Genomic DNA, 22454 nt, shown 5'->3' on the forward strand with positions numbered 1-22454 from the left:
CGCCATCTCATCGCCGCATTTCTTCAACTCCCCATCTGCCCTTCTCCCCCTGTCACCCATCACCCCGCTCTCCTGGCCGCTACCCCGGCACCGGCCGCCCGCGCAGCGCCAGTTGCCTGCCGGCCCACCGCCGCCAACTCGGCCGCGGGTCGTTCTCCAGCACCTGCTGCAGCAACTCGAGAGTGCGCTGGTCCTTGTCGCCACGCCTGACCCGGCAGCGGGCGGCGTTGGCCACGACCTGTGCGCCGTCCCGGCCCAGGGCCAGCGCCTCGTCATAGCTCTGCACGGCCTCGTCCAGCTTCCCGGCCCGCTCCAGAACCAGCCCCAGGTTATTCTTGGGCTCGGGTTGCTCGGGCATGAGCTTGGCCGCGTACTGGAACTCCCAAGCCGCCAGATACAGCTCGCCCTGGTGGAAGTACGCCTTGCCCAGGTTGTTATGGGCCGGGCCGAAAGTCACGTCTGCCTCCAACGCCGCGCGGAGCTGCTGCTGGGCCTTTTCCCACTCGCCTTTGTTCAGCAGCTCCACGCCTTTGGCGTTGAGCTGCCGGGCTCGATCCGTGTCCCGCGTCGGGTCGCGGGCGACGGTGCGATACGAGTTGCCGGCGTCGGATTTGCCCGAGCGGCAGCCGATGCAGGAAAGTCCGGCCAGCAATGCCAGCAACGACAATGCGGTTGCCCAACTTCCGGTTCGTCTTGCGTTCATGGTTCTCCTCCCGCTCTGCCTCCGGCGCGGTGCTGCTGGTGTGGCGGCGGTGAATAGATCAGGTAGGACAGCGTCGCCTCCACGTTCCACTGCTGGCCGGTCTCCTGCTCGCGCGGCGCGACCAGCCGCAGGCTCCGCGGCTGCAGTCCGGTAGCCCCTCCTCCGCTGCTGCTGGAACTCACCACCAGCTCGCGCAGCAGCCCGACCAGTTGCCGTAACGTCAACTGTCGCAGATGCAGCTGCGTGGGCTTCTCCAGATAGCCGCTGTCGCCCAGTCGCTGCGGCGGCTCGGGGCTGATCCGCAGGATCGAGCTGGTCGGTACCTGCGCCGCGGCCGCAGCATGCTCGACGCGGCTCGCCAGCTCCGCGGCGGCCAGTTCCCGGGCGGCGACGGTGCCGGGGCGGTTCCGTAGCGCGATCACCTGCTCGGCCAACTGCCCGCAGCGCCCCAGATCATCCCAGGCTCGCATCGCCCGCTGCCGCGAGGCGTCGAGCCGGCGCCAGGCCCACAGGTTCGCCGCGAGCAGGAGCACGACCAAGAGCACGGCACACGTGAGCGTGCGCGGTCTACCTCCGCGCGACGGCGTTTCCGGCGCTTGTTGAGCGTCGTACTGGCTCGCGTTCTGACTCACTTGGCTTCCCTTCGTTCAACAGCGTCCGGCTTGCGCTGGTCTTGCCCTGCGACGTTCACCGCCGCCACGAGGCTGAACGAGACGCCGGGCGGCACAGCGTCGCCCGGCTTGCTCGGCAACTGTTCGCTGCGCGGCGGCTCGGGGTCGAAGATGCCTCCATTGCGCAGCGCCGTGGCGATCGCCTCGGCATCGCCGTGGCTGCGCGCTTGGCCCTCGATCTGCAATCGCCGTGCGTCCAAGCGCAGCTCCAGCACCCGGTAGCGCAGCACCTCCGGCGCAGGCAACAGTGCCAACGCCTGTCGCAGCAACAGCAGCAGCAGGACCGAGCGTTGCGACGATGCGGACCAGAGCTCGGCGGGACTGCCCTCGTCGCCAGCACTGCCGCTGTCGACGCCCTCGTCGTCGCCGGCAAGAGCCTTGAGCCTGCGGAGCTCGGCTGCCAGCACCAGCGCCGGATCGATCGGCAACCGCTTGCCGGGCATGGCGCGGGCGAACAACTGCTGCTGCTGCGCCTCGGCCTGGGTCGCCACACGTTCGTAGCGATGGGCGCGTGTCAGTTGTCCCGTCAACAGCCCCGTCAGGCTCGCCAGAAGGCACAGCGCCAGCCCCAGCAGCGGCCGGCGAACTTGCCTGAGCGGATCTGCTGAGGCGAGCGGGCCGGTCCGCAAGTTCACGCTGGGACGAAGCGCTCCGGCCAGCGCTGCGGCAGCACCCTGAGCCGCCGAATCGGCCTGCGTTGGCTGATCCTCCAAGCGCGGCGGTAAAGACGAATCCTGCTGCGCTCCACTGCTGTTGCCCAGCACGTGGTCGCCGAGGGCAGCGTCAAGCTTCTCAGCCTCGTCAAATCCCAGCATCACGAGGCTGGGTGCGCGGTGCTCCTCCAACGTGCATGCCCGAAGCGCGCGGCGCAGCTGCGGTGCCCGCGCCGGCACGAGTTTCCACGACCGCAGCGTGCCCGTCGGGGCGACGGTAAACCAATCGACGTGGTCATTGTGGCACCAGGCCAACAAGTCGGGCTTGCAGGGCTGTTGCCGCTGTTGCCGCAGCCATTGGTCGGCCGCCAGCACCGCCGAAGGGCTGATCAGCTCGATCGCTACACCGGCGTCCTCCAGCGCCGCCACCAGCGGCGCCAAACGCGACAGCTCCACCGCCACGGCGAGCACGTCGCCCTTCGTCGAGGCCGACGGAGAAAGAACGAAGTCGGCGACGATCTGCTCGGCCGACAGCGGAAGCTGTTCCTCCAGGCGATACAGCATCGCCTGTTGCTGCTGTGCCCTGCGGCGATGACGACGATGTGGCCAGCCGGCTTCCTCCGCGGCGATCGAGGCGGCCAGGCACCAGTTCGAGGGCAACAGCAGCGCCGCCGAGCCGCCCGCGTAGCCCAGGCTCTCCAGCGCCGCACGTACCGCGGCCGCGACCTGCTGCGGCAACGGCTTCGATTCCTCCTGCTGTTCGACCTGGCGCTCGGTCACCTGCGCCCTTGTGTCCGCCGCGAATGCAGTGACCCTGGCGACGCGCCAGGCCGTGGCGGGCTCTTGCGGTGGAAAGATGACGTAGGCGTTTCGCGTCATGGGGAACTCGGTGCGTTGCCCGCAGCGGGCAGGCTCAGCACGATCTGCTGTCCGTTGTGCAGCACGGTCACCGCCTGCGGCTCGATCGCCAGGACCTTCACGTTTCCCAGGGTCTCGCCCACGGCCTTGAGCTCGGTCTTGCCCGCCGCAGTGGTCAGCAGGGCCCGCGAGTAGCCCGGCTCCACGATCGTGCCGGCGAGCTTCACCGTCAACGGCTCCGGCGGCGGAGCAGCAGGCGGCGGCGGGGCAGCAGGCGGCGGATCGTACAGCGGGCGGCGCAGGTCCAGGCTCACCGCCTGCTCGAACCACGCCAGCTCGGGCACGGGATCTTGGTCAACTGCACCCGCATGAGCCGTGGTCGGAACTGCAGGCGAGCGGCCCGCGGTGTTTCGGACCTGCAGTGGTGCCATCACGAGGCGCGCCGACACCGCTGCGCCGGTGATCAGCACCGCGGCGCCGGCCGACCATAACGTGAGCTTGGTCCGCCGCACATTCACGGATGCCTCCGCGCCAGCGTTGTCTCCCTGGTCACCATTCGAAGACCTCCGCCTGTCGGTGCCCGCCGGCAGCAGGCGCCACGGCAAGGCGATACCAGCTGCGCCGGGGCGAGCGGGCGATGATCCAGAGGCTGTGACACCCCGAGCCCTCGCGCAGCCACGCCTGCGCGAAGGCTCGCTGGGATTGGCTCAACTGCAGTTGGTCCAGCGCCGACACCAGCGTGACCCGCGCCCGCGTCCGCTCTGCTTGGTCCGGATCGAGTTCCGTCGTTCGCAGGCGGATCAGTTGCTGGACCTGACCCAGGTCCAGCGGGGGGCACAGCAGGATCCGCATCACCTCGGGGCTGGCCCTGCGCCAGTTGAGCCGCCCGTCGCCCCAGCAGCTCAACTGATCGGCTACCGATGGCGTCGGCGGATTGTCCTCCAGCAGCAGGGCTGGATCCGCAGCGTCTACGACCTGCCCGAAGCTTCCGATCAGCGCCAAGAGAGGCGACGGGGCCGGGTCGCGCAGGGGTTGCAGCGGACGCAGTTGCAGGCGCGCTGCCATGGGCGAGCCGGCCAACAGGGCGTGCAGCAGGCGCTGCGATTCGTCTTTGCCCCGGCGCTGCACGAGCGCCCCGGCGTTCGCCTTGGCCTGCTCGTCGGCGAAGATCAGCTCGAAACGCAGCTCGCCCAGCTGGACGCTGCGGCGAACGCTCACCGGTGCCTGGCCAGTCCAGCGTGCGCCCGACTCTGCGGCCGCCAGGATTTGCTCGGTCAGCGGCAGAAGCGTCCGCTGACACGAGAGCGTACCCCAGCTGCGCTGAAGCTGTCGCTGGGCGGCGCGCGCCTCCGCTGCGCGGCGCAAGCTCTGGCACACCGTGCCGGACAGCGCCAGCGTCGCCAGCGCCAGCAGCACCAGCGTCATCACCAGCACGTAGCCGCGAGCTTGGACCCGCCTGCAATACGACATGCCTCACCCTGTCACATCAGCTTCTTCAGTTCCTGCGCAGCCGTTGCTCAGTCGTTGATCCGTCTTGCCACTCGATCTTCACCAGCACGCTGCGCCCCAGCCGGCCACGCTCCTGCGGACCCGGCGGTGTGGCCGCTGGCGCCTGGGCCTTGACCGCTGCGTCCGGTTCCCCACCGATCCAGAGCCTGGCCACGTCAAAGGCCACCAGCTCCGCGGACCAGGCGTTCCCGTCGCCTTCCGCGGCATCGAGGTAGCGCTGCCGGCGCACCAGAGGGCCGTTACGTTTGTGGCCATCGCTGTCCCTCTCGTCTCGCAGCTCGTACCTTACCTCGACCGCTCGACCGGGTGCAGCGGCGCTCGCTGGCGTCGCCATGCCGTAGCCGATCAGCACCAGACTGTGACCGTCTGCTGAGCCATACGCCCGCCGCGCGTTGAGCAGGTCCCACATCAGCACCTGCGGCACCGAGCGCGGCAGGCCTTTCCCGGCCGTATCCGCACCACCGCGGGCGCGAATCCGGTCGCGACTGAGCAGCCCGATCACCGCCAGCGCCGCGGCCATCAGCACCACCGTCACCGCGCTGGCCGCGATCAGCTCCAGCAACGTAAAGCCCTGGCGCGTTGAAGTTGCGTGTGTGCGGAAAGTAGCACGGCCAGGCATCGTCACCTCTCCTGCAGTCTGACGGTTCGCTCATCGTCGGCCTGCCGCTCGTTTGCCGGAGGCCGAGGAGGCAGGACCAGCTCCACGCTGGCCAGCGTCGCCTCTGCCCCGAGAATCTGCGGATCCGTGATTCGCAGCGTCACGATCTTCATTCGCGCCAGCGGGTCGAACTCGTCATCGCCGACGCGTTCCAGCAGCGGACGCTCGGCCAGCCGCCAGGTGAAGCCGTCGATGCTGCCGCTCTGGTCGCGCGGCATCTGCTCCGGGTCGTTCCACCACCGCTCGAGCAGCCGCTCCGCCGCGGCGACCGCCTCCAGCCGCCGCTGCGCCTGGTTCAACTGGCGCTGGTGCCGGCTGCGCGCCACCAGCACCGTGCCGAGGATCGTCCCCAGCACCGCCAGCCCCACGAGCAGCTCAACGAGCGTCATCGCCAGTGGCGTCGTCGTCGCGGTCGCCCGGTGCTCGGCTGATCGGTACTCCGGCTGCTGCCGCGGTCGGCGGCTTCTCCAGCAGCCCGAAGATGTCCCGCACGTCTCGCTCATCGCTTAGCCTCTTGACTTGTCCGCTCAGCCCCGCAAACACGAGCCACGACGACTGCCGCTCGCGCCGGCCCTCCTCGCCGGCTCGCCCGACGCACAAGGCATAACTGTCGCTTCGCCCGTCGGGGCGGATCTGCACCGCCACCTCGCCTCCGTGGTGGCTCGACCGGGCCGTGCGCATTTGCGCGATCGCAAAGCCCCGGGGCAGACGCAGGGACGCGAGCTTGCCGACTCGCCCCTGCTCGCGGCGCCAGACCCGCCCCTCGGTCAGGTCGAACACCATCTCGCACGGCTCGCCCGACTCGGCGGCGCTGGCGCGGGCCAGCCGGTCGGCGTCTTCCAGTTGCTGCAGCACCCCGGCGAGCCTGGCCTGCGCCAGCTGCGGACCCAGCCTCAGCACCACCGCCGCGGCGAGCAGTCCGCCGATCAGGATCACCGCCAGCAGCTCCAGGAGCGTGAATGCTCCACGTGCCGGTCTGCCGTCGCCGTTCATGGTCCGCCGCCGCCTGTCATGGGACTGGCACCGGCCGGCCTGCCCTCATCCGCCGTGCTCAGGTCCGCGTCGGCGCCCTCGCCACCGGGGCGCCCGTCGGCGCCGTAGCAGATCACCTCGTAGGGTTCTTGTTCGCGCCCCGGCTGCACGTACTGGTACGGACGATTCCACGGGTCGTGCCGCAGCTTCTCCACGAACCGCGGTGCCAGGACGCTTAGCCCCTGGTCGGTGGACGGATACGAGCCGAACTCGCCGTAGTAGCTCTCCAGTGCGCTGCGAAACGTGGCCAGATCGGCACGGGCCCGGTTGACCTTGGCGCGCTCCAGGTAATGCCGCGTGCTCAGCGTCACCGCGCTGGCCAGGATCCCGATGATCACGACGACGATGAGCACCTCGATGAACGAAAAGCCAAGCTGCTCCCGGTGTCGACGGCGCAAGGGTGGAGGATGAAGGTTGAAGACGAGATGTGTCCTTCGGCTGGCCATCTTCTGCCCCCTGACCTTCGCTCTCGGCCCTTGTCGCTCATTGCAGCACATCGCCCGCCTCCAGTATGGGAAGCATCGTTGCCATCGCGATCAACAACACCAACAACGCCAGGATCACGATCAGGAAGGGTTCCAGCACCCCCGCCAGGCGCTGGCAGCCAATCGCCACCTCCTCGTCCCAATCGCTCGCCAGTTTGTCCAGCATCTCCTCCAGCCGCCCGGACTGCTGGCCAACCGAGAAGATCTGCACGACCAGGGGTGGAAACGCTTGGGTGCTCTCCAGCGCCCGGGCGATCTGGCCGCCGGCGCTGATCGCCCGCTGGCAGCGCAAAAGCGCCTCGGCCAGCACGACGTTGCTCGTGGTGCGCCGAGCCACGTCCAAGGCCTGCACGAACACGATGCCGCTGCGCAGCAGTGTGCTGGTGACCACCGCGATCCGCACCACCGCCGCCTTCTGCACCAGTTCCCCCAGCAGCGGCAGACGCAGCAGCAGCCGGTGCCACAGCCATCTGCCCTTGCTGGTCCGCAGTAGCATCACCGACGACACGACGAGCAGTACCAGACAAGCGCCGATCAACCACCACCAGGCCAGCAGCAGGTCGCTGGCGCCTTTCACGATCCGCGTGGGCAGCGGAAGGGGCCTTCCCATCTCCACCAGGGGCTGGAGGATGTTGGGGACCACGAAGCTCATGAGGAACAGGCTCACGATCAGCGCCATGCCCAGCACGATCGCCGGGTAGATCAGCGCGTTGGCCGCTCGTCCCTTGAGTTGCCGGCTGCGCTCCTTGAAGCGGGCCAGCCGTTCCAGGGCCGTGTCCAGCGACCCCGACTCCTCGCCCACCTGGCTGATCTGCACGCACAGCTCATCGAAGACCTCCGGCTGCTGGCGCATCGCCGAGGCTAGGCTGCTGCCCGCCGCCACGCGGTCGCGCAACAGCAGCAAGGTGGTACGGAACGAGCCGCCGCGATGTCGGCGGGCGCTGCTGTCCAGCGCCTCGAGCAGCGGCACGCCCACCGCCAGCAGGGTCGCCAGCTCGCGGATGAACGAGACCAGCTTGTGCTGGTCGCGCTTGCCGCCACCACGGCGGCGGCAGCAGCAGCGGCGCAGCCGCGCAAGCCGCAGCCAGGATGTCCCGCCGTCTGCGGGCTGGCAGGTCTGCTCAACGCGCTGGATGCTCAGCCCCCGCGCACGCAGCGCGTCCCGCGCCGCTCTGGGCGTGTCGGCCGCGATCGTGCCGCTGATGGTGGCGCGGCTGCGCCGGTCCAGCGCTTCGTACGCGAACACGGGCATGGTCCTCTCGTGCCTCTCGGTTCACAGAACGATCGATCTGCCACAGAGCACACTGCGGACACGACGGATGAACAAGGTCGGACGTCTGTCAATCGGAGTTTGACGATCAGCTTCGGACCCACTTCGCGCTCGCTGCGTCCCAGCTTCAGTCAACCTCACAGTCCAAGGCTCAAACCTCAAACCACACATCGCCAACGTCAAACTCCTTGCTCTGCGGCCTCCGCGGCCTCTGTGGCTCAGGCTATCTCTCGTCCGCCTCCAACGTTTCCAGTTCCTGCTCTCGCATCGTCACTCGCTCGACCTCGTCCACGGTGCTGATCCCGGCCAGCACCTTCTCCACCCCGTCCTCCCGCAGCGTCCGCATCGACCCATGCTCCACCGCCGCACCGCGGATGACGCTGGCCGGCGAGCGGGCCTGGATGTGCCGCCGGACCGGCTCGTCCACCACCAGCAGCTCAAAGATCCCGATGCGCCCCCGATACCCGCTGCCCCGGCAACTCGGGCAGCCTCGTCCCTGCCGCATCGCGGGCGTGGCCGCTCGACCCGAGACCCCCAGCCACGCCAGCGCTTCTTCGCTGGGTTGCGCTTCGGTGGCGCAGTGTCCGCAGACCCTTCTGACCAGCCTCTGGGCCAGCACGCCCACCAGGCAACTGGCCACGAGGTACGGCTCGATGCCCAGGTCGAGCAACCGGGTGACCGCGCTGGCCGCGTCGTTGGTGTGCAGGGTGCTGAAGACTAAGTGCCCCGTCAGCGCCGACTGGATCGCCATCGTCGCCGTCTCCTTGTCCCGGATCTCGCCCACCATGATCACGTCCGGGTCCTGGCGGAGCACGCTTCGTAGCCCGCTGGCGAACGTCATTCCCTTCTTCTCGCTCACCTGCGTCTGGCTGATGCCCTCGAGCTGGTACTCGATGGGGTCCTCCAGCGTGAGGATATTGTGCGCCGCCGCGTCCAACTCCTTCAACGCCGCGTACAGCGTGGTCGTCTTGCCGCTGCCGGTAGGGCCGGTGACCAGGAGCAATCCATGCTCGAGGTTGATGAGCTTGGCGAAGCGCTGCAGCGTCGGCTGCGGCATGCCCAGCTCACTCAGGCGATACAGCCGAGCGCTCTTGTCCAGGAGGCGTATCACCACCCGCTCGCCGTGGCTGGTGGGCAGGCTTGCGATCCGCAGGTCGATGATCCGGTCCCCCACCTGCACGGTCGCCCGCCCGTCCTGGGCCAGACGCTTTTCGGCGATGTTCATCCGGCCCATCACCTTCAGCCGGCTGACGATCTCTTCCTGCAGTTCCTTGGGCAGGCGGAAGCTGTCGTACAATACCCCGTCCACCCGCAGGCGGACAACCAGCTCCTGCTCGTAGGGCTGCACGTGTACGTCCGAGGCCAGGGCCTGGACCGCCTCGAAGAGGATCAGGTTCACCAGCTTGATCACCGGCGCCCTGCCGGACACGTCCAGCAGATCTTCCCTTCCCGCCTGCTCGGCGAGTTCCTTGAGCACCTGTTCCCGATCCGCCGGCTGGAGCGTGTCGATCACCGCCTGCGCCTGGCCGCCGCGCTGCTGGTAGGCCTCGTTGATCGCCGCATGCACCCGCTTGGGACAGCACAGCAGCGGAGTAACCTCTCGGCCCAGGAAGCGCGAGAGCACGTCCACCTGTTGCCAACTGCCGTAGTCCCCGATTGCCACGAGAAGTTGGCCGTCCTCGTCGCACAAGCCGAGCACCGCGTGCTGACGGGCAAAGCCGATTGGGACCTTGGCGATAAACTCGGCGCTGGTCGCGTAGGGGGCCAGGCTCTGAACGAAGGGCACATCCAGCGCCTCGGCCAACACCGAGTTCACTTGCGCCACGTCCACGCCGCTGGCCCTGGCCTGGTCCAGCAGTGCACCGATCGTGGCGCCAGGCGTCGGCGCAGCGCCCTTTTGGCGGATCAGCTCCTCCAGCTGGCCGGCGAGTTTGTCCAGGTAAGCGGTCACGATCTGCTTCTTGGCTCCGTGCTGCTTGTGCTGCTTGCCCTGCTCACTGCATGATCAGCGGCTCGCTGTCCGGCAGGTCCTGGGGCACTCCCGCGACCCGGGCGTCGGCTCCGGACAGGTACTTGAGGTCCCGGAACTGATCGTCCCGCAGGATCACCGGGCGCACGAACACGAACAGCGTCGAGTTGCGGTCGTTGCTGCTGCGGCTTGAGAACAACAGGTCCAGCAGGGGGACCTGACCCAGGATTGGGATCGCATCCTTGGTCTTGGAGTAGTTGCGGCGGTTGAGGCCTCCGACCACGATCGTGCTGCCGTCGGGAATGGTCACCTTGCTGGTGATCGTGTTGCTTTGCCGCGGCGGCGGAATGCCCGCCGAGCCGCCGCCGCTGAAGCTGTTGAGCGTGATCGAGTACTCCAGCTGCAGGTGCTCGCCCTCCTCGCTGATGTGCGGCGTGACCGTCACCGTCGTGCCCGCCGTGGCGTAGCCGGCGAAGCTGGTGGTGGCGACGGTGTCGGAAGCGTTGACCGAGGTGAACGGCGCCTCGTCCACGCTGGCCAGCGTGCCGGTGGTGTTGTCGTTGACCAGGATGCGGGGCGCTGAGACCACTTCCGCCCTTCCGCTGTGGGCCAAGGCGCGGAGCACCACGTCGGCAATGTCGGCGTTGATGATCGCCCCGTTGAAACCGATGCCCGGCGTGAGCGTCAGCGCACCCAGGTCCCCGTCCGGCGGCTTGGTCTTGCCGACGCTGGACAGGCCGAACGAACTGAAGGTGATGATGTCGGTGTCGTCGGCCCCGCCGCGGTAGGAGACTTCCACTCCGAGTGAGAAATCGCCGCTGGTGTCCAGCGTCACGATCGTGCACTCGATCAGCACCTGCGGGCGACGCTTGTCCAATCGCTTGATGAGATCCTCGTAAACCTGCTGGATGGCTGGCGGGGCCACGACGATGATCGTGTTGGTGTTGGCGTCCGCCGTTACCGTCGCCTGCGCGGTCCTGAGCGTCCGCAGCGGCGCAGGCGGCGCCAGCGGCTGGCCCCGCTCGGTCGCGCCCGGAGGCAGCACCGAGGGGCGTGGAGTGATGGACGGCGGCTCCGCCGGCATGCGCTCGGAGGGCTCGCGCGGACCGGTTGGCGCCTGGCGCGTCGCGGGGCCTGGTCCTTCCACCCGCAATTCGGCCAGGTCCTGCTGTCCCTCGATGGCCTGGATCGTCTGCAGCACTTCCGCCGCCGTCGTGTTGGCCAGCTTGTAGAAGCGCACCGGGCTCTGCTGCTGGACCTCGCCGCTGTCCAGGCTGTCTCGCAGAGACTCCACCTGCTTGTGCACTTCGTCGGTGGCGGTGACGATCAGGAGGTTGCCCTCGCGGTCGATCGCCGACTGGTAGGCTCGCCTGGCCTGGCTGGCTCCGATCATCTCTCGCACGAGCCGGTCGATCCGCTCGGGTGAGATGATCCGCAGGCTGTAGAGCTCCGTCCGCAGGTCCAGCGCCACGTCCAAAGACGCGGCCAGCTCTGCTGCTTGCTGAACCTCCCGCTCACCGCCGATCAGCGCCAGCTGATTCGTCCGCGGCTCGGCGAGGATCTCCACCGCCGCGGCGCCCGCGGCGCCGGCAGTGGGCATGCCTTGCGCTTTCTGCTGCGCGGCCAGCATCTGCGATACCTGCCCGGCCAGCTGCTGGGCCTCTACGTGCTTGACGGGCACGAAGCGCGTGCTCACTTGCCGCTGGGGCCGGTCCAGCAACTGCACGAGGCCGGCCACCCGTTGCACCGCAGAGGCGTAGTCGGTGACGATCAGCAACTGCTGATCCGCGTAGGCGATGCTGTTGCCGCCGGGGGTGGTGAGGAACGGCTTGATCACCGCCTCCAGCTTGGCCGGCTCGACGTAGCGCAGCGCAAAGACCTGCGTCAGCGCGGTAGCACCGACGATCGCATTGTCGGACGCCGGCTGCGTCGTGGCAGCGGTGTGCGCGGCACTGAGCATTCCCGTGGCCGGCACGATCCGTTTCCAGCCCGGCTGCTCGGAGTCGGCCAGGACCAAGCCCTTCATTTGCAGCACGCTCTGTAGCAGCGGCAGCAGCGAGCGCTGCGGCACCTTGGCGGGAGACTTGATCGTGACCCGCTGGTTGATCGCCTGCTCGTCGTAGTAGATGTTGATCCCCAGCCGTCCGCTGACGTAGTCCACGAAGAGCTTCAGTTCCAGGTTCTCCGGGAAGTTGAGCAGGATCAGCGGCTCGGAGGCAGCCATCGTCGTGGCGCTCGCAGCCGAGGTGGCAGGCATCGTCGTCGCAGCCGTCGTCGGCCACGTTTGGGCGTTGGCGTTCGGCGCAAACATCACTGCTGCCGCCAACGCAACAAGCACGCGCGGTTCACCAAACCCTGCATCTCGCATGGGCCATCCCCTTTTCGCCAACGTTCGTTCGTGCTGCGGCCACTGTCCCCGCATCCGGTCCGGCATCTCGCGCCTGCAACTTCATCGCGGGCACGCCGGAGGTGAGCAGTGTACCATGAGTTCAACGGGTGCAAGGATAAAATCTTCGAGCTACACTCGAGGATTTTTCTTGACAGATCGCGCCGGCGAATCTGTAATGCGAAAGTCTGATCTGGTTGTGCGGGCCCGGGGGCCAAGGGCCGTACAGCAGCGGATCCCACGTCGTGCGTCGTACCGCTGCCGACCTCTGAGCCTGATTGTGTGCTGACATCTCAACGCGGTTGCACATCATGCAACCGCAACGTTTCCGTCGTTGCCGGGCGAAGTCTCGGAGTGCCCCGTCGGCGCGCACGAGGCACTAGGTGGCCCAGGGGTGTTGCGCGCATGTGACGGGACAAAACAGGAGCGTGCCATGAACGCGAAAGTGCCCAAGCTGAGCATCTGCACGTTGGTGCCGCTGGTCACGTGCCTGCTCTGCGTGCGCGGCGGCGCACAGACGACCAGAAATGCCCTGCCCGAGGGGTGGCAGAGCTACACGCTCGAACAACTCGTGGCGTTGGTGCACCAGATGAATCAGGAAGATCCATCGAAAGACGGACTGCACGAGATGCTGCGCCAACAGGTATTCGAGTTGGTCTGGCCCAAGTACCTGGCGCGGGACGCACAAGTCCCCGACGCCGACCGCGCCCAGCGTAACGCCCTGGCCAAGGCACTGGGCAGGCGCATGACCACTGATCACTGGCAGGAACTGCTGCTGCGGGTGGCGGCCGAGCCCCAGCCCAGCGACATTGCCGAGGTGCTGAACATCTGGCTCGGGGACTTCGTCGAGCTGGTCCAGCGATTCAACAAGCTTCCCGATGATCCGCACGTCGCGGCGGTCCGATCGCAACTCAAGGCGTACGCTTGGCAGCAGTACCTGCGGCCCGAGGCTGCGGTTGCCGACGTGGACCGGGAGAACTGGGAAAAGCTCCTGCGCGCGCTGATGGCGAAGTTTACCGGTGAAGAGAGATATGCGCTGGCGCTGCGGCTGGCTCGGGAGGGCCTGCCGGTCCACGTCAACGAGATGCTGGCGGGAGACAGCGACCGTAACCGACTCAAGAGTGACGGTCTGGAGGTCCCGCCGCCGGCCGAAGGGTTCACCGATGCCCAGCGGGCGCAGGTCGCCGACGCGCTGAACGTTCGGTTCGTGCAAGACGCAGAGAATCTGGCCCGTCTGGACTATGAGCAGGTCGCCCACCTCTGGTCGGCGCTGAGCCGCTGCGGGTGGAACACGGCGCGCCTGAGCGACGTGGCGGCGGCATTCGTCGAAACGGCCGATGGCTGGCGATCGTGGCCGGCCGAGGAACTGGCGCGGCTGCTGCCGTACCTGCGCTGGAGCGGCTCGGAGGCCGCCAAGGGGGCGCGGCTGGAGGTCGTGGACGTTTGCATGGATCGCCAGATCTACCGGTACTTCGACGATCCCATGTACGCGGCCCGCGCCGCGATGGCCGTCGATGCGCAGCTTCGGGATTACCTGAGCTCGAAGCTGGTGGACGAGGTTACGGGTGCCGCACGCGAGGTGCCGGCGGCTCTGCTCATATGGCATTACAAGGAGCAAGAGCGGTTCGAGGAGTGGCTGGCGATCCTGAATCAACACCTGCAAGGTCCGACGGAGGGGGACGCGAAGGCAAGTTGGTTGCTGGCGCGGGCGCACGCGGCGATGCGGGAGGTGCGGCTGTACACGCCGCTGGCCGGCAGCCAGTGGATCAGCCAGGCGATGGCGACGGCGACGTCCGAGCCGTTGCGTCTGCGCTGCGTCGAGTTGCTGGTTCTGGGGCACCAGCGGGCGGCGGAGTTCGAGCAGGCGCGCTCGCTGCTGGCCAGCCTGGAGCAGCAGTTCGCGTCAGAGGCGGCCAGGGACGCGTTCGCTCGACTCCGACAGACATTGGCCGAACAGGAGACGCTGGAGCAGCAGCGGCAGGCAGCGGCGCTCAGCCAGCTCGAACTGGCTCGGCTGAAGGGGCAAGTGGAGTTCCTGCAGCGGCGGCTGGATGAGGCCCGCGCCCAGAACAGGCCCTCGGGGGACATCGGCTCGATCCAGCAATTGCTCGAGCAAGCCCGGCAGGAGCTGGCGGCCAAACAGCAGCCGTAGCTTAAACGAAGCGGGCCGGTGGGCGGAACAGATCGGCAGGCAGTGTGAACAGAAGGAGCGGTCACCATGTCAACTTCGAACACCACGCGCAGGATGCTGCCGCGGATCCTCGCCTGTGAGTACCTGCTGGCCAGGCGGGCGCTGGTCGCATGTCTCATCCTCTCGATGATCTTGTTCAACGCCCCGATCGTGCTGGGGAGCGAGCCCGATCCCAAGCCCTGCAGGCCCGTCTACGACGAGTGTGGCAACCAGATTGACTGTATTCCCCAGGATTCGCAGAATCCGGTTCGCTATTTCCGCGGAAGTATTCGGCTGGTCGAAGAGGACTTGGGCCTGTCCAACCGCGAGTTCTTCGGCCACACGCGCCGCTACGATAACGGGCAAGCCCTGGTCGGGCTGTACGACGGGCCGACCGGCTACGGCTGGTTCCTGGACCAGAACCCGTACATCAAGCAGACCACCGATGGCGAGGGCACGTGGCTCAACGTGGTGTACCGCCTGGACGCCGGCATGGTGGCCTTCAAGAGCTCGGACCTCTCCCCTCGCTACAATCAGGTCGGCGTGCAACTGGAGCACAAGGACGCCAACGATCCGACGAATCCGAACACATACGTGTTCACCCAGAAGAGCTCGACCGGCTACAGGCAGCTCATCTTCCATGACTTGGACCAGACCACCTACCCGAAGGGAGCCTTCAAGAGCTACACCGATGCCTACGGAACCAAGACCGAGGCGCTGTCGTACACGAACGAGCGGATCACCGACATCCAGCGCAGCTACACCGTCGGCTCGGTCACGACGCTGGAGAAGATATGCTACACCTGGCACACGTCGGGCCAGAACAGCGGCTTTCTCCAGTACGCCACGCTGAAGCGCAAGGTCGGGGATGGCAGTTGGACCGATCTTCGCCGAGCCGCTTACGTCTATTACGGCTTGAGCGAGATTTACGGCAACCTCAACGACCTCAAGACCGTCACGATCCAGGAGCCCGACGACAGCGGCGGCTGGCGGGACCTGGGGATCAGCTACTACCGCTACTACAAGAGCGGCGAAGCGAACGGCTACACGCACGGGCTGAAGTACGTGCTGCGGCCCGAAGGATACCGGCGGATGCTCAACGCGGGGCTGAATCCGCTGATCGTCGCCAACTCGTACGTCGCCGATTACGCCGACTACTACTTCGAGTACGACGCCGCGAGCAAGCGCGTGACCAAGGAGGTCGCCGCGGCCGGGTGCGGCAGCTGCGGCGGCGGGGGCAGCGGCACCACCGGCGACATCTTCACCTACACCGACAGCGGTAACGCCGACGGGTACAACAGTTGGAAGCGCAAGACCGTCCAGACCCTGCCGGACGGGAACAAGTGGATCGTCTACACGAACTACGTCGGGCGGGTGATGCTCAAGGTCTTCGAGGAAACGGGCACCAATCCGCTGCGCAGGTGGTACGAGTTCCGCAAGTACGACTCCGAAGGCAAGGAGATCTGGATTGCCACCAGCGCGGTGACCGGATACGACGAGACCAGGGCGGACCTGCTGGACAGCGTGAACGGCAACTACACCTACCTGTCGGACAACAGCGGGCTGATCAGGGTGACCGATTACTACACCAGCACGGACATCCCTAACGGGGCGGCGGATGACTATGTGCAGTTTGAGAAGATCAAGAAGGGAGAGACCGGCAGCGAGATCAAGCTCAGGGAGTTCAAGTACACGTCGCACACCGCCAACGGAGTGACGATCTACCCCGTCGCCAAGGAGATCGTCTACCCCAGCGACACGGACCAGACGACGAAGATCGAGACGAGCTACAGCGACGAGTTCTACAGCGGGACGGCCAAGCTGAAGCAGCGGACCACGACGCTGCCGGCCATCCCCAGCGGCCAGAACGGCTCGGGCACCAGCGCCACGACGGTCGATTACTTCGACGAGTTCGGGAATCTGACCTGGCACAAGGACGAGCGCGGGACGATCACGCGCAACGTCTACGACGTGGTCAAGGCTGTCGCGACGCAGCACATCAGTGACGTGGACACGGACCTGACCAGCGACGAGCCGACGGGCTTCACCAACGCCAATGGTCTTCATCTGGTCAGCGACTTGGACTACGACGACCTGGGGCGGCTAACGCAGGTCCTGGGACCGAGCCACGAGGCGGACGTGAGCGGCACGGCGACCACGCTGCGGACGGCGACGTGGATGGTGCACAAAGAGACGCCCAAGCCCGCCTCAGGCACCTGGGCCGAAGACCAGCGCTGGACGGGGCGGGGGTATGCCACGGGCAGCGAGCCGAATTACACGTACACGCTGGTCAACCCTGTGCAGATCGAGAAGCTCGACAAGAGCGGGCGCGTCGTCGAGTCGATCGTCTCCAAGCGCACCTCGGGCAGCGGCAAGCTCGCCTCCAGCGACACGTTCGCCCAGACGGATTGGAAGCGCTGGACCGTCACCCACTTCGACAACGACGGCCGCAACGACTATACGCGCGTTTACCACACGATCCCCTCCAGCGGCTCCGGCAGTGCCGGGACCAACTACGACCAGACCGACTTCGGCTACGAGTCGATGGGACGGCTGAACCGGACCAAGAGCCCGGGCGGCACGATCACCAGAACCGTTTACGACGCCCGCGGCCGCGCCACCAGCACCTGGGTCGGCACCGACGACACCGGCGCCACGGCCAGCGACCCCGACGGCAGCGGCGCGCCCAACAACATGGTGAGGGTGAGCGAGAACGAGTGGGACAACGGCAACGCGGGCGGGGACGGGAACCTGACCAAGTTCACCGAGTACGCCGGTGCCTCGGACACGCGGGTCACGACCTACGCGTACGACTGGCGCAACCGCCTGACCGACGAGGACGGGGAGATCGCACGGTACGTCAAGCACTACTACGACAACCTGGACCGGAGCATCAAAGTCGAGGAGTACGACACGGACGCCAACCACGATGTCTGGAGCCGCGTGCAGACCAAGTTCGACGACCTCGGCAGGGTCTACCAGATCATCACGGACGGGATCAACAGTGGCGGATCAACGACCGGCACGATCACGAGCAACCGCTGGTACGACGCCGGTGGCCTGCTGATCAAGCAGATCGAGGCGGGCGCGGGCAAGACGTTTACCAAGTACGTCTACGACGGGCCGGGCCGGCTCACCAAGCAGTACCTGGGCTACGACACGGACGAGACGGTCTACGGCGACGCCGACGACGTGACGGGAGACACGGTCCTCGAACAGGTGGAAACCACCTATGACAACGCCGGCAATGCGACGCAGGTGACCAGCCGCCAGCGCCTCAATGACGCGACGGGTGAGGGGGAACTGACCAGCGGCGCGGGAAGCAATCCCAAGGCCCGGGTACGCTACATGGCGTACTGGTACGACGGGATCGGCCGGCAGATCGCCGCCGCCGACTACGGCCGCAACGCGGCGGACAACAGTGCGGATGATTCGAGCTTCACCCGGCCCAGCGCCGTGCCCACGCGATCGGACACGGTGCTGTTGACGACCAGCGATTACGACGACGCCGGCGACCCGTTCAAGCTGACCGATCCCAAGGCGATCGAGATGCGCAGGACCTTCGATCACGCCGGCAGGACGACCAAGACGATCGAGGCGTACGACGACGGGGATCCGTCCACGGGCAACGCCGATCGCGACCGCACGACCGAGTACGCCTACAGCGCCGACGGGCTGCTCAAGAGCCTGACCGCCAAGAACACCAGCACCGGCGATCAGACCACCAAGTACGTCTACGGCACGACCACGAGTGAGTCGGCAGTGGCGCGAAGCGACCTGCTGCGGGCGATCATCTACCCCGACAGCGACGACACCGAGGTCCTGGGCAACGGAGCCGATGGGACCTACGACCGCGTGGAGATGAAGTACAATCGCCTGGGCCAGGTGACCGAGCGCAAGGACCAGCTCCAGACGGTGCACGGCTACGATTACGACAAGCTGGGGCGGTTGACGCACGACCGGGTGATCAGCTTCGGAACCGGTGTGGACCAGACGGTCAAGAGGATCAGCTACGCGTGGGACTATCGCCACGACCAAGGAAGCTGGCTGCTGAGCAGCGTCAGCAGCTACGACAACGCCACGGTGGGCAGCGGCACGATCCTCAACCAGGTGGTCCGACGCCACAGCGACTTCAACCAGCTCACGCAGGAGTTCCAGGAGCACGCCGGGGTTGCCGACACCGATCCTTCGGGCGGCACCAGCCTGCAGGTGGAGTACGGCTACGGCGACGGCTCGGGCAGCACGAACCACATCCGCCCCACGGGCATCACCTACCCCTCCGGGCGGGTGATCAGCTATGATTACGGCAGCACCGGAGCGACCGACGACGTGCTGAACCGCATCGCCAGCATCAAGCAGGGCGCCACGACCTACGCCAGCTACAGCTACCTGGGCGGCGGCTCGATCGTGCGGCGGGACCATCCCGAGCCGCAGGTCCGCCTGGACCTGTGGGGCGGCACCAGCGGCACCTACTCCGGCCTGGACCGCTTCGGGCGGGTGGTGGATCAGCTCTGGCGGGATTACGGGGCCAGCGCCGACCGCGAGCGCTTCGGCCACGGCTACGACCGAAACTCCAACCGCGTTTACCGGGATCACACCGTCACCTCGGGCAAGGATGAGTACTACGCCTACGACAGCCTCAACCGCCTGACCAGCATGGACCGGGGGGACCTCAACGCCAACAAGGACGGGATCAGCGGCACGCCGGCAAAGGAGGAAGACTACACGCTCGACGCCACGGGCAACTGGAGCGGGTACGTGACCAGGACCAGCGGGACAACGGACCTGAACCAGACCCGCGGCCACAACAAGGCCAACGAGATCAGCTCGATCAGCGAGACGGTGGGACCGGCGTGGACTGATCCGGTGCAGGATGCGGTGGGCAATATGACCAGCTTCCCCAAGCTCTCGTCTCCCGCCACCGCGCTGACGGGCAAGTACGATGCGTGGAACCGGCTGGTCGAGGTGAAGGAAGGTGCCAACCTCGTCGGGAGCTACAGCTACGACGGGCTGGGCAGGAGGATCACCAAGAAGACGTACGTCAGCGGGAGCCTGGACAAGACCCGCCAGTACTTCTACACCCAGCAGTGGCAGATCATCGAGGAGCGGGTGGACCAGCGGACCAACGACCTGGAGCGGCAGTACGTGTGGGGGATCGGGTACGTGGATGAGCTGATCCTGCGGGAGAGGGACAGCGGCGACGACACGACGCTGGACCAGCGGCACTACGCGCTTCAGGACGCCAATTACAGCTTAACGGCCATCGTGAACAGCTCAGGGACCGTGCAGGAGCGGTACAACTACACGCCTTACGGGGCCAGAAGCATCATGGACGGGAGCTTCGGCTCCCTCTCGTCGTCCGCCTATGACTGGAACATCGGGCACCAGGGGCTGATGCACGACACCGAGAGCGGGCTGGTGTACAACCGGTGGCGGATGCTGCATGTGGGGCTGGGCAGGTTTGCGCAGAGGGATCCGATCGGGTATGCGGACGGGAACGATTTGTATGAATTTGTTACGAGCAATCCCGCATTATGGTTAGATCCTTTTGGGTTGGGCAAGCCACCTGGCAACGGGAAGCCGCCAGGGTTCGGGAAGGGCGGAAAGTGGGTTCAGAATCCCGATGGGACATTTACAGATCCGAAGGGCCATCAGTGGCGATGGCACGATGGAGACAAGGATCCTTGTGGAAAGAGGCACAAGGATCACTGGGATGTGACGGACAAGCACGGCAAGAAAACCAAGCGTGCAGATCCGCTTACTGGTGAAGACATGGGCGATGCGATCGACGAGGAACGGAACACGATAGAACAAGCGTTGGAAATACTCTTGAACGATCCAGACCCGATCTCCCTACTGCAGCCTACCGTAATGGATCCTGGTCCTTTTGGCGGCTTCCAGCCGATCCCTATCAAATCATACGGCCCGGTCTCGCCCTGGCCGTCTTGGTCAGCGCCTGCACCTACAGGGCCGATTGGACCGTTTATTCCAATGCCATCACCGGGTCCATTTGTTCCGCTTCCCAGTCCTGCACCTGCGCCGATGCCAATGCCGGTGCCTATTTTTCCATGACAATTGCGATGAAGCCGTTGTCCTATGAAAAACTTCTCCACGCAGCGGTCAGAGCGGGATTTGTCGTCGACAAATTCGAGGATGGCTCGGTGCGAATCCGACCGCAAGACGCGCGGATGTTGATCACGCAAAAGGCTTCGTCCTCAGCGTCGCGAGGAGCTTGCCTGCAACTGCTGTCTGCCCACGAGTTGGACATGTATGTCGTCGGGCGCGAAAAGCGTCCGCCACTCAGGAACACAACCAAGCGCGCGAACAATTCTACAGGCACACTTGCGCGGTACCGCTGCGCCAGGTTAACCCGTCCCTCCGATCTGCTCACTCTGTTGACTTCGCTGCCGATTTTAGGGACTTCAACAGAAAACGATGTATACATATTCGATGTAAGTGGAACACTACTGCTCTATTTGAGCCATCACGAGGAGATCTTAGTTTATGTTCGCCTCACTAACAGCATCAGGGGTGCCCCTGTTGCGTCGACAGTGGAGAGATCGGGGAGAATTAAAGGTGACAGGAACCGTTAACCACATCTGTGTTCGAGGCGCCTTGTACACCTACGACTACCTCAACCGCCTGACGAACCTGGACTGCGGGGACCTCAACGGCACGTTCAGCGGCGTCGGCGGCACGCCGGTGAAGGAGGAGGACTTCACGCTGGACCCGACGGGCAACTGGAACGGGTACGTCACCAGGACCAGCGGGACAACGGACCTGAACCAGACCCGCGGCCACAACAAGGCCAACGAGATCAGCTCGATCAGCGAGACGGTGGGACCGGCGTGGACTGATCCGGTGCAGGATGCGGTGGGCAATATGACCAGCTTCCCCAAGCTCTCGTCTCCCGCCACCGCGCTGACGGGCAAGTACGATGCGTGGAACCGGCTCACTGAAGTCAAGGAGGGCGCCAACCTCGTGGCCGCCTACAGCTACGACGGGCTGGGCAGGAGGATCACCAAGAAGACGTACGTCAGCGGGAGCCTGGACAAGACCCGCCAGTACTTCTACACCCAGCAGTGGCAGATCATCGAGGAGCGGGTGGACCAGCGGACCAACGACCTGGAGCGGCAGTACGTGTGGGGGATCGGGTACGTGGATGAGCTGATCCTGCGGGAGAGGGACACGGCGGATGACGGGACGCTGGACCAGCGGCACTACGCCCTTCAGGACGCCAACTACAGCCTGACCTGCATCATCGACACGAACGGTGATGCCCAGGAGCGGTACAGCTACACGCCGTACGGGAGCCGCAGCGTCTGGGCTTCCACCGGCAGCTACGACTGGGACATCGGGCACCAGGGGCTGATGCACGATGAGGAGAGCGGGCTGGTGTACAACCGGCACCGCATGCTGCATCCGGGGCTGGGGAGGTTCGTGCAGAGGGATCCGATCGAATATCTAGACGGAATGAGCCTCTATGAATACGCACGAAGTTGCCCGACTTTCGCAACCGATCCGCTCGGCACTCGGACCAGGCATTGCGTCTCCAGAAAGGAACGGTGGCAGGCAAAGGGACCCCACACTAATATATGGATCCTTAGGTTTTCGTTGAACTTTGAGGGATCGATCGAGTTCAAAGACTGCTTGGTGTGCTGCCCTCCCCCCAAAGGACTGCAGAATGAATTGGCCATTTCGCTGGTCGCCCGGGGTGTCCTTAAGATTGAGACGAAGGCTCTGCCGATCACCACCCCTTGGGGAAAACTGCTCGTGCAGGCGTTTGGAGGTGGCTCTGCAGAAAAGGGCATGAAGACCGTGACGGGCGGCTGTTCGGGTGATAGGCCTCCAACTGGTTGTGAATCACTCCAAGCCAGCGGTGGAGTGGAAGGTTGTTACGATTTGACGCTGGCGAAGGTCTGTTTGAGGGGCGAAGGCTTCTTAAGGCGTAGTTCATGCGAGGATGGTGGCGGGGGTAACTGTTGGGGCTTCAAGCTCGTGGCGCGCGGCTGTGTTGGAATAACTGGCTGGCTGGAACGGTGCAAAGAGTTAACACTTTATGAATTCTCGAGTTGCGGCGAATGAAGATT

The 22454-nt window shown here is 65.9% G+C and carries 15 protein-coding genes; 3 read left to right on the forward strand and 12 right to left on the reverse strand.

Annotated elements, in window-relative coordinates:
• Positions 1 to 79: 79 nt before the first annotated feature.
• From ACQS5P_RS09315 to ACQS5P_RS09370, 12 genes are all read right to left on the reverse strand, one after another.
• A complete protein-coding gene (locus tag ACQS5P_RS09315; protein WP_428940615.1) occupies positions 80 to 703 on the reverse strand; it encodes a tetratricopeptide repeat protein in 624 nt (207 codons plus the stop codon).
• On the reverse strand, positions 700 to 1335 hold the full coding sequence (locus ACQS5P_RS09320) for a hypothetical protein (protein WP_428940616.1): 636 nt from the start codon (positions 1333 to 1335) through the stop codon (positions 700 to 702). The genes ACQS5P_RS09315 and ACQS5P_RS09320 overlap by 4 nt, the downstream gene beginning before the upstream one ends.
• Complete coding sequence (locus ACQS5P_RS09325) at positions 1332 to 2906, reverse strand: hypothetical protein (protein ID WP_428940617.1); 1575 nt, start codon at positions 2904 to 2906, stop codon at positions 1332 to 1334. The genes ACQS5P_RS09320 and ACQS5P_RS09325 overlap by 4 nt, the downstream gene beginning before the upstream one ends.
• On the reverse strand, positions 2903 to 3229 hold the full coding sequence (locus ACQS5P_RS09330; protein WP_428940618.1) for a hypothetical protein: 327 nt from the start codon (positions 3227 to 3229) through the stop codon (positions 2903 to 2905). Before ACQS5P_RS09330 ends, ACQS5P_RS09325 begins: the two co-directional genes overlap by 4 nt.
• Before the next feature lie 205 nt (positions 3230 to 3434).
• Positions 3435 to 4310 (reverse strand): hypothetical protein, encoded by an 876-nt coding sequence (locus tag ACQS5P_RS09335; protein WP_428940619.1) that lies wholly within the window; start codon positions 4308 to 4310, stop codon positions 3435 to 3437.
• Positions 4311 to 4380: 70 nt separating this feature from the next.
• The gene (locus tag ACQS5P_RS09340) at positions 4381 to 5013 is read right to left on the reverse strand and encodes a prepilin-type N-terminal cleavage/methylation domain-containing protein (RefSeq protein ID WP_428940620.1); all 633 of its coding nucleotides are present in this window, start codon (positions 5011 to 5013) and stop codon (positions 4381 to 4383) included.
• Positions 5014 to 5015: 2 nt separating this feature from the next.
• Positions 5016 to 5441, reverse strand: coding sequence for a type II secretion system protein (locus ACQS5P_RS09345; protein WP_428940621.1), 426 nt, complete (start codon positions 5439 to 5441; stop codon positions 5016 to 5018).
• Positions 5428 to 6045 (reverse strand): pilus assembly FimT family protein, encoded by a 618-nt coding sequence (locus ACQS5P_RS09350; protein ID WP_428940622.1) that lies wholly within the window; start codon positions 6043 to 6045, stop codon positions 5428 to 5430. The genes ACQS5P_RS09345 and ACQS5P_RS09350 overlap by 14 nt, the downstream gene beginning before the upstream one ends.
• On the reverse strand, positions 6042 to 6482 hold the full coding sequence (gene gspG / locus ACQS5P_RS09355) for a type II secretion system major pseudopilin GspG (protein ID WP_428940623.1): 441 nt from the start codon (positions 6480 to 6482) through the stop codon (positions 6042 to 6044). The genes ACQS5P_RS09350 and gspG overlap by 4 nt, the downstream gene beginning before the upstream one ends.
• An 85-nt stretch (positions 6483 to 6567) precedes the next feature.
• The gene (locus ACQS5P_RS09360; protein ID WP_428940624.1) at positions 6568 to 7821 is read right to left on the reverse strand and encodes a type II secretion system F family protein; all 1254 of its coding nucleotides are present in this window, start codon (positions 7819 to 7821) and stop codon (positions 6568 to 6570) included.
• Positions 7822 to 8062: 241 nt separating this feature from the next.
• On the reverse strand, positions 8063 to 9790 hold the full coding sequence (gene gspE, locus ACQS5P_RS09365; protein ID WP_428940625.1) for a type II secretion system ATPase GspE: 1728 nt from the start codon (positions 9788 to 9790) through the stop codon (positions 8063 to 8065).
• Positions 9791 to 9833: 43 nt separating this feature from the next.
• The gene (locus ACQS5P_RS09370) at positions 9834 to 12032 is read right to left on the reverse strand and encodes a secretin N-terminal domain-containing protein (RefSeq protein ID WP_428940626.1); all 2199 of its coding nucleotides are present in this window, start codon (positions 12030 to 12032) and stop codon (positions 9834 to 9836) included.
• A 595-nt stretch (positions 12033 to 12627) separates the two neighbouring features.
• Here ACQS5P_RS09370 and ACQS5P_RS09375 point away from each other — a divergent pair.
• The 3 genes from ACQS5P_RS09375 (at position 12628) to ACQS5P_RS09385 (ending at position 22449) form a co-directional block, all read left to right on the forward strand.
• A complete protein-coding gene (locus ACQS5P_RS09375; protein WP_428940627.1) occupies positions 12628 to 14346 on the forward strand; it encodes a hypothetical protein in 1719 nt (572 codons plus the stop codon).
• Positions 14347 to 14412: 66 nt separating this feature from the next.
• Positions 14413 to 20436, forward strand: coding sequence for an RHS repeat-associated core domain-containing protein (locus ACQS5P_RS09380; protein WP_428940628.1), 6024 nt, complete (start codon positions 14413 to 14415; stop codon positions 20434 to 20436).
• Between the two features lie 504 nt (positions 20437 to 20940).
• Complete coding sequence (locus tag ACQS5P_RS09385; RefSeq protein ID WP_428940629.1) at positions 20941 to 22449, forward strand: RHS repeat domain-containing protein; 1509 nt, start codon at positions 20941 to 20943, stop codon at positions 22447 to 22449.
• Positions 22450 to 22454: the final 5 nt, after the last annotated feature.

The sequence above is a fragment of the Fontivita pretiosa genome, from assembly GCF_050410795.1.
Taxonomy (GTDB): Bacteria; Planctomycetota; Phycisphaerae; order Tepidisphaerales; family Tepidisphaeraceae; genus Fontivita; species Fontivita pretiosa.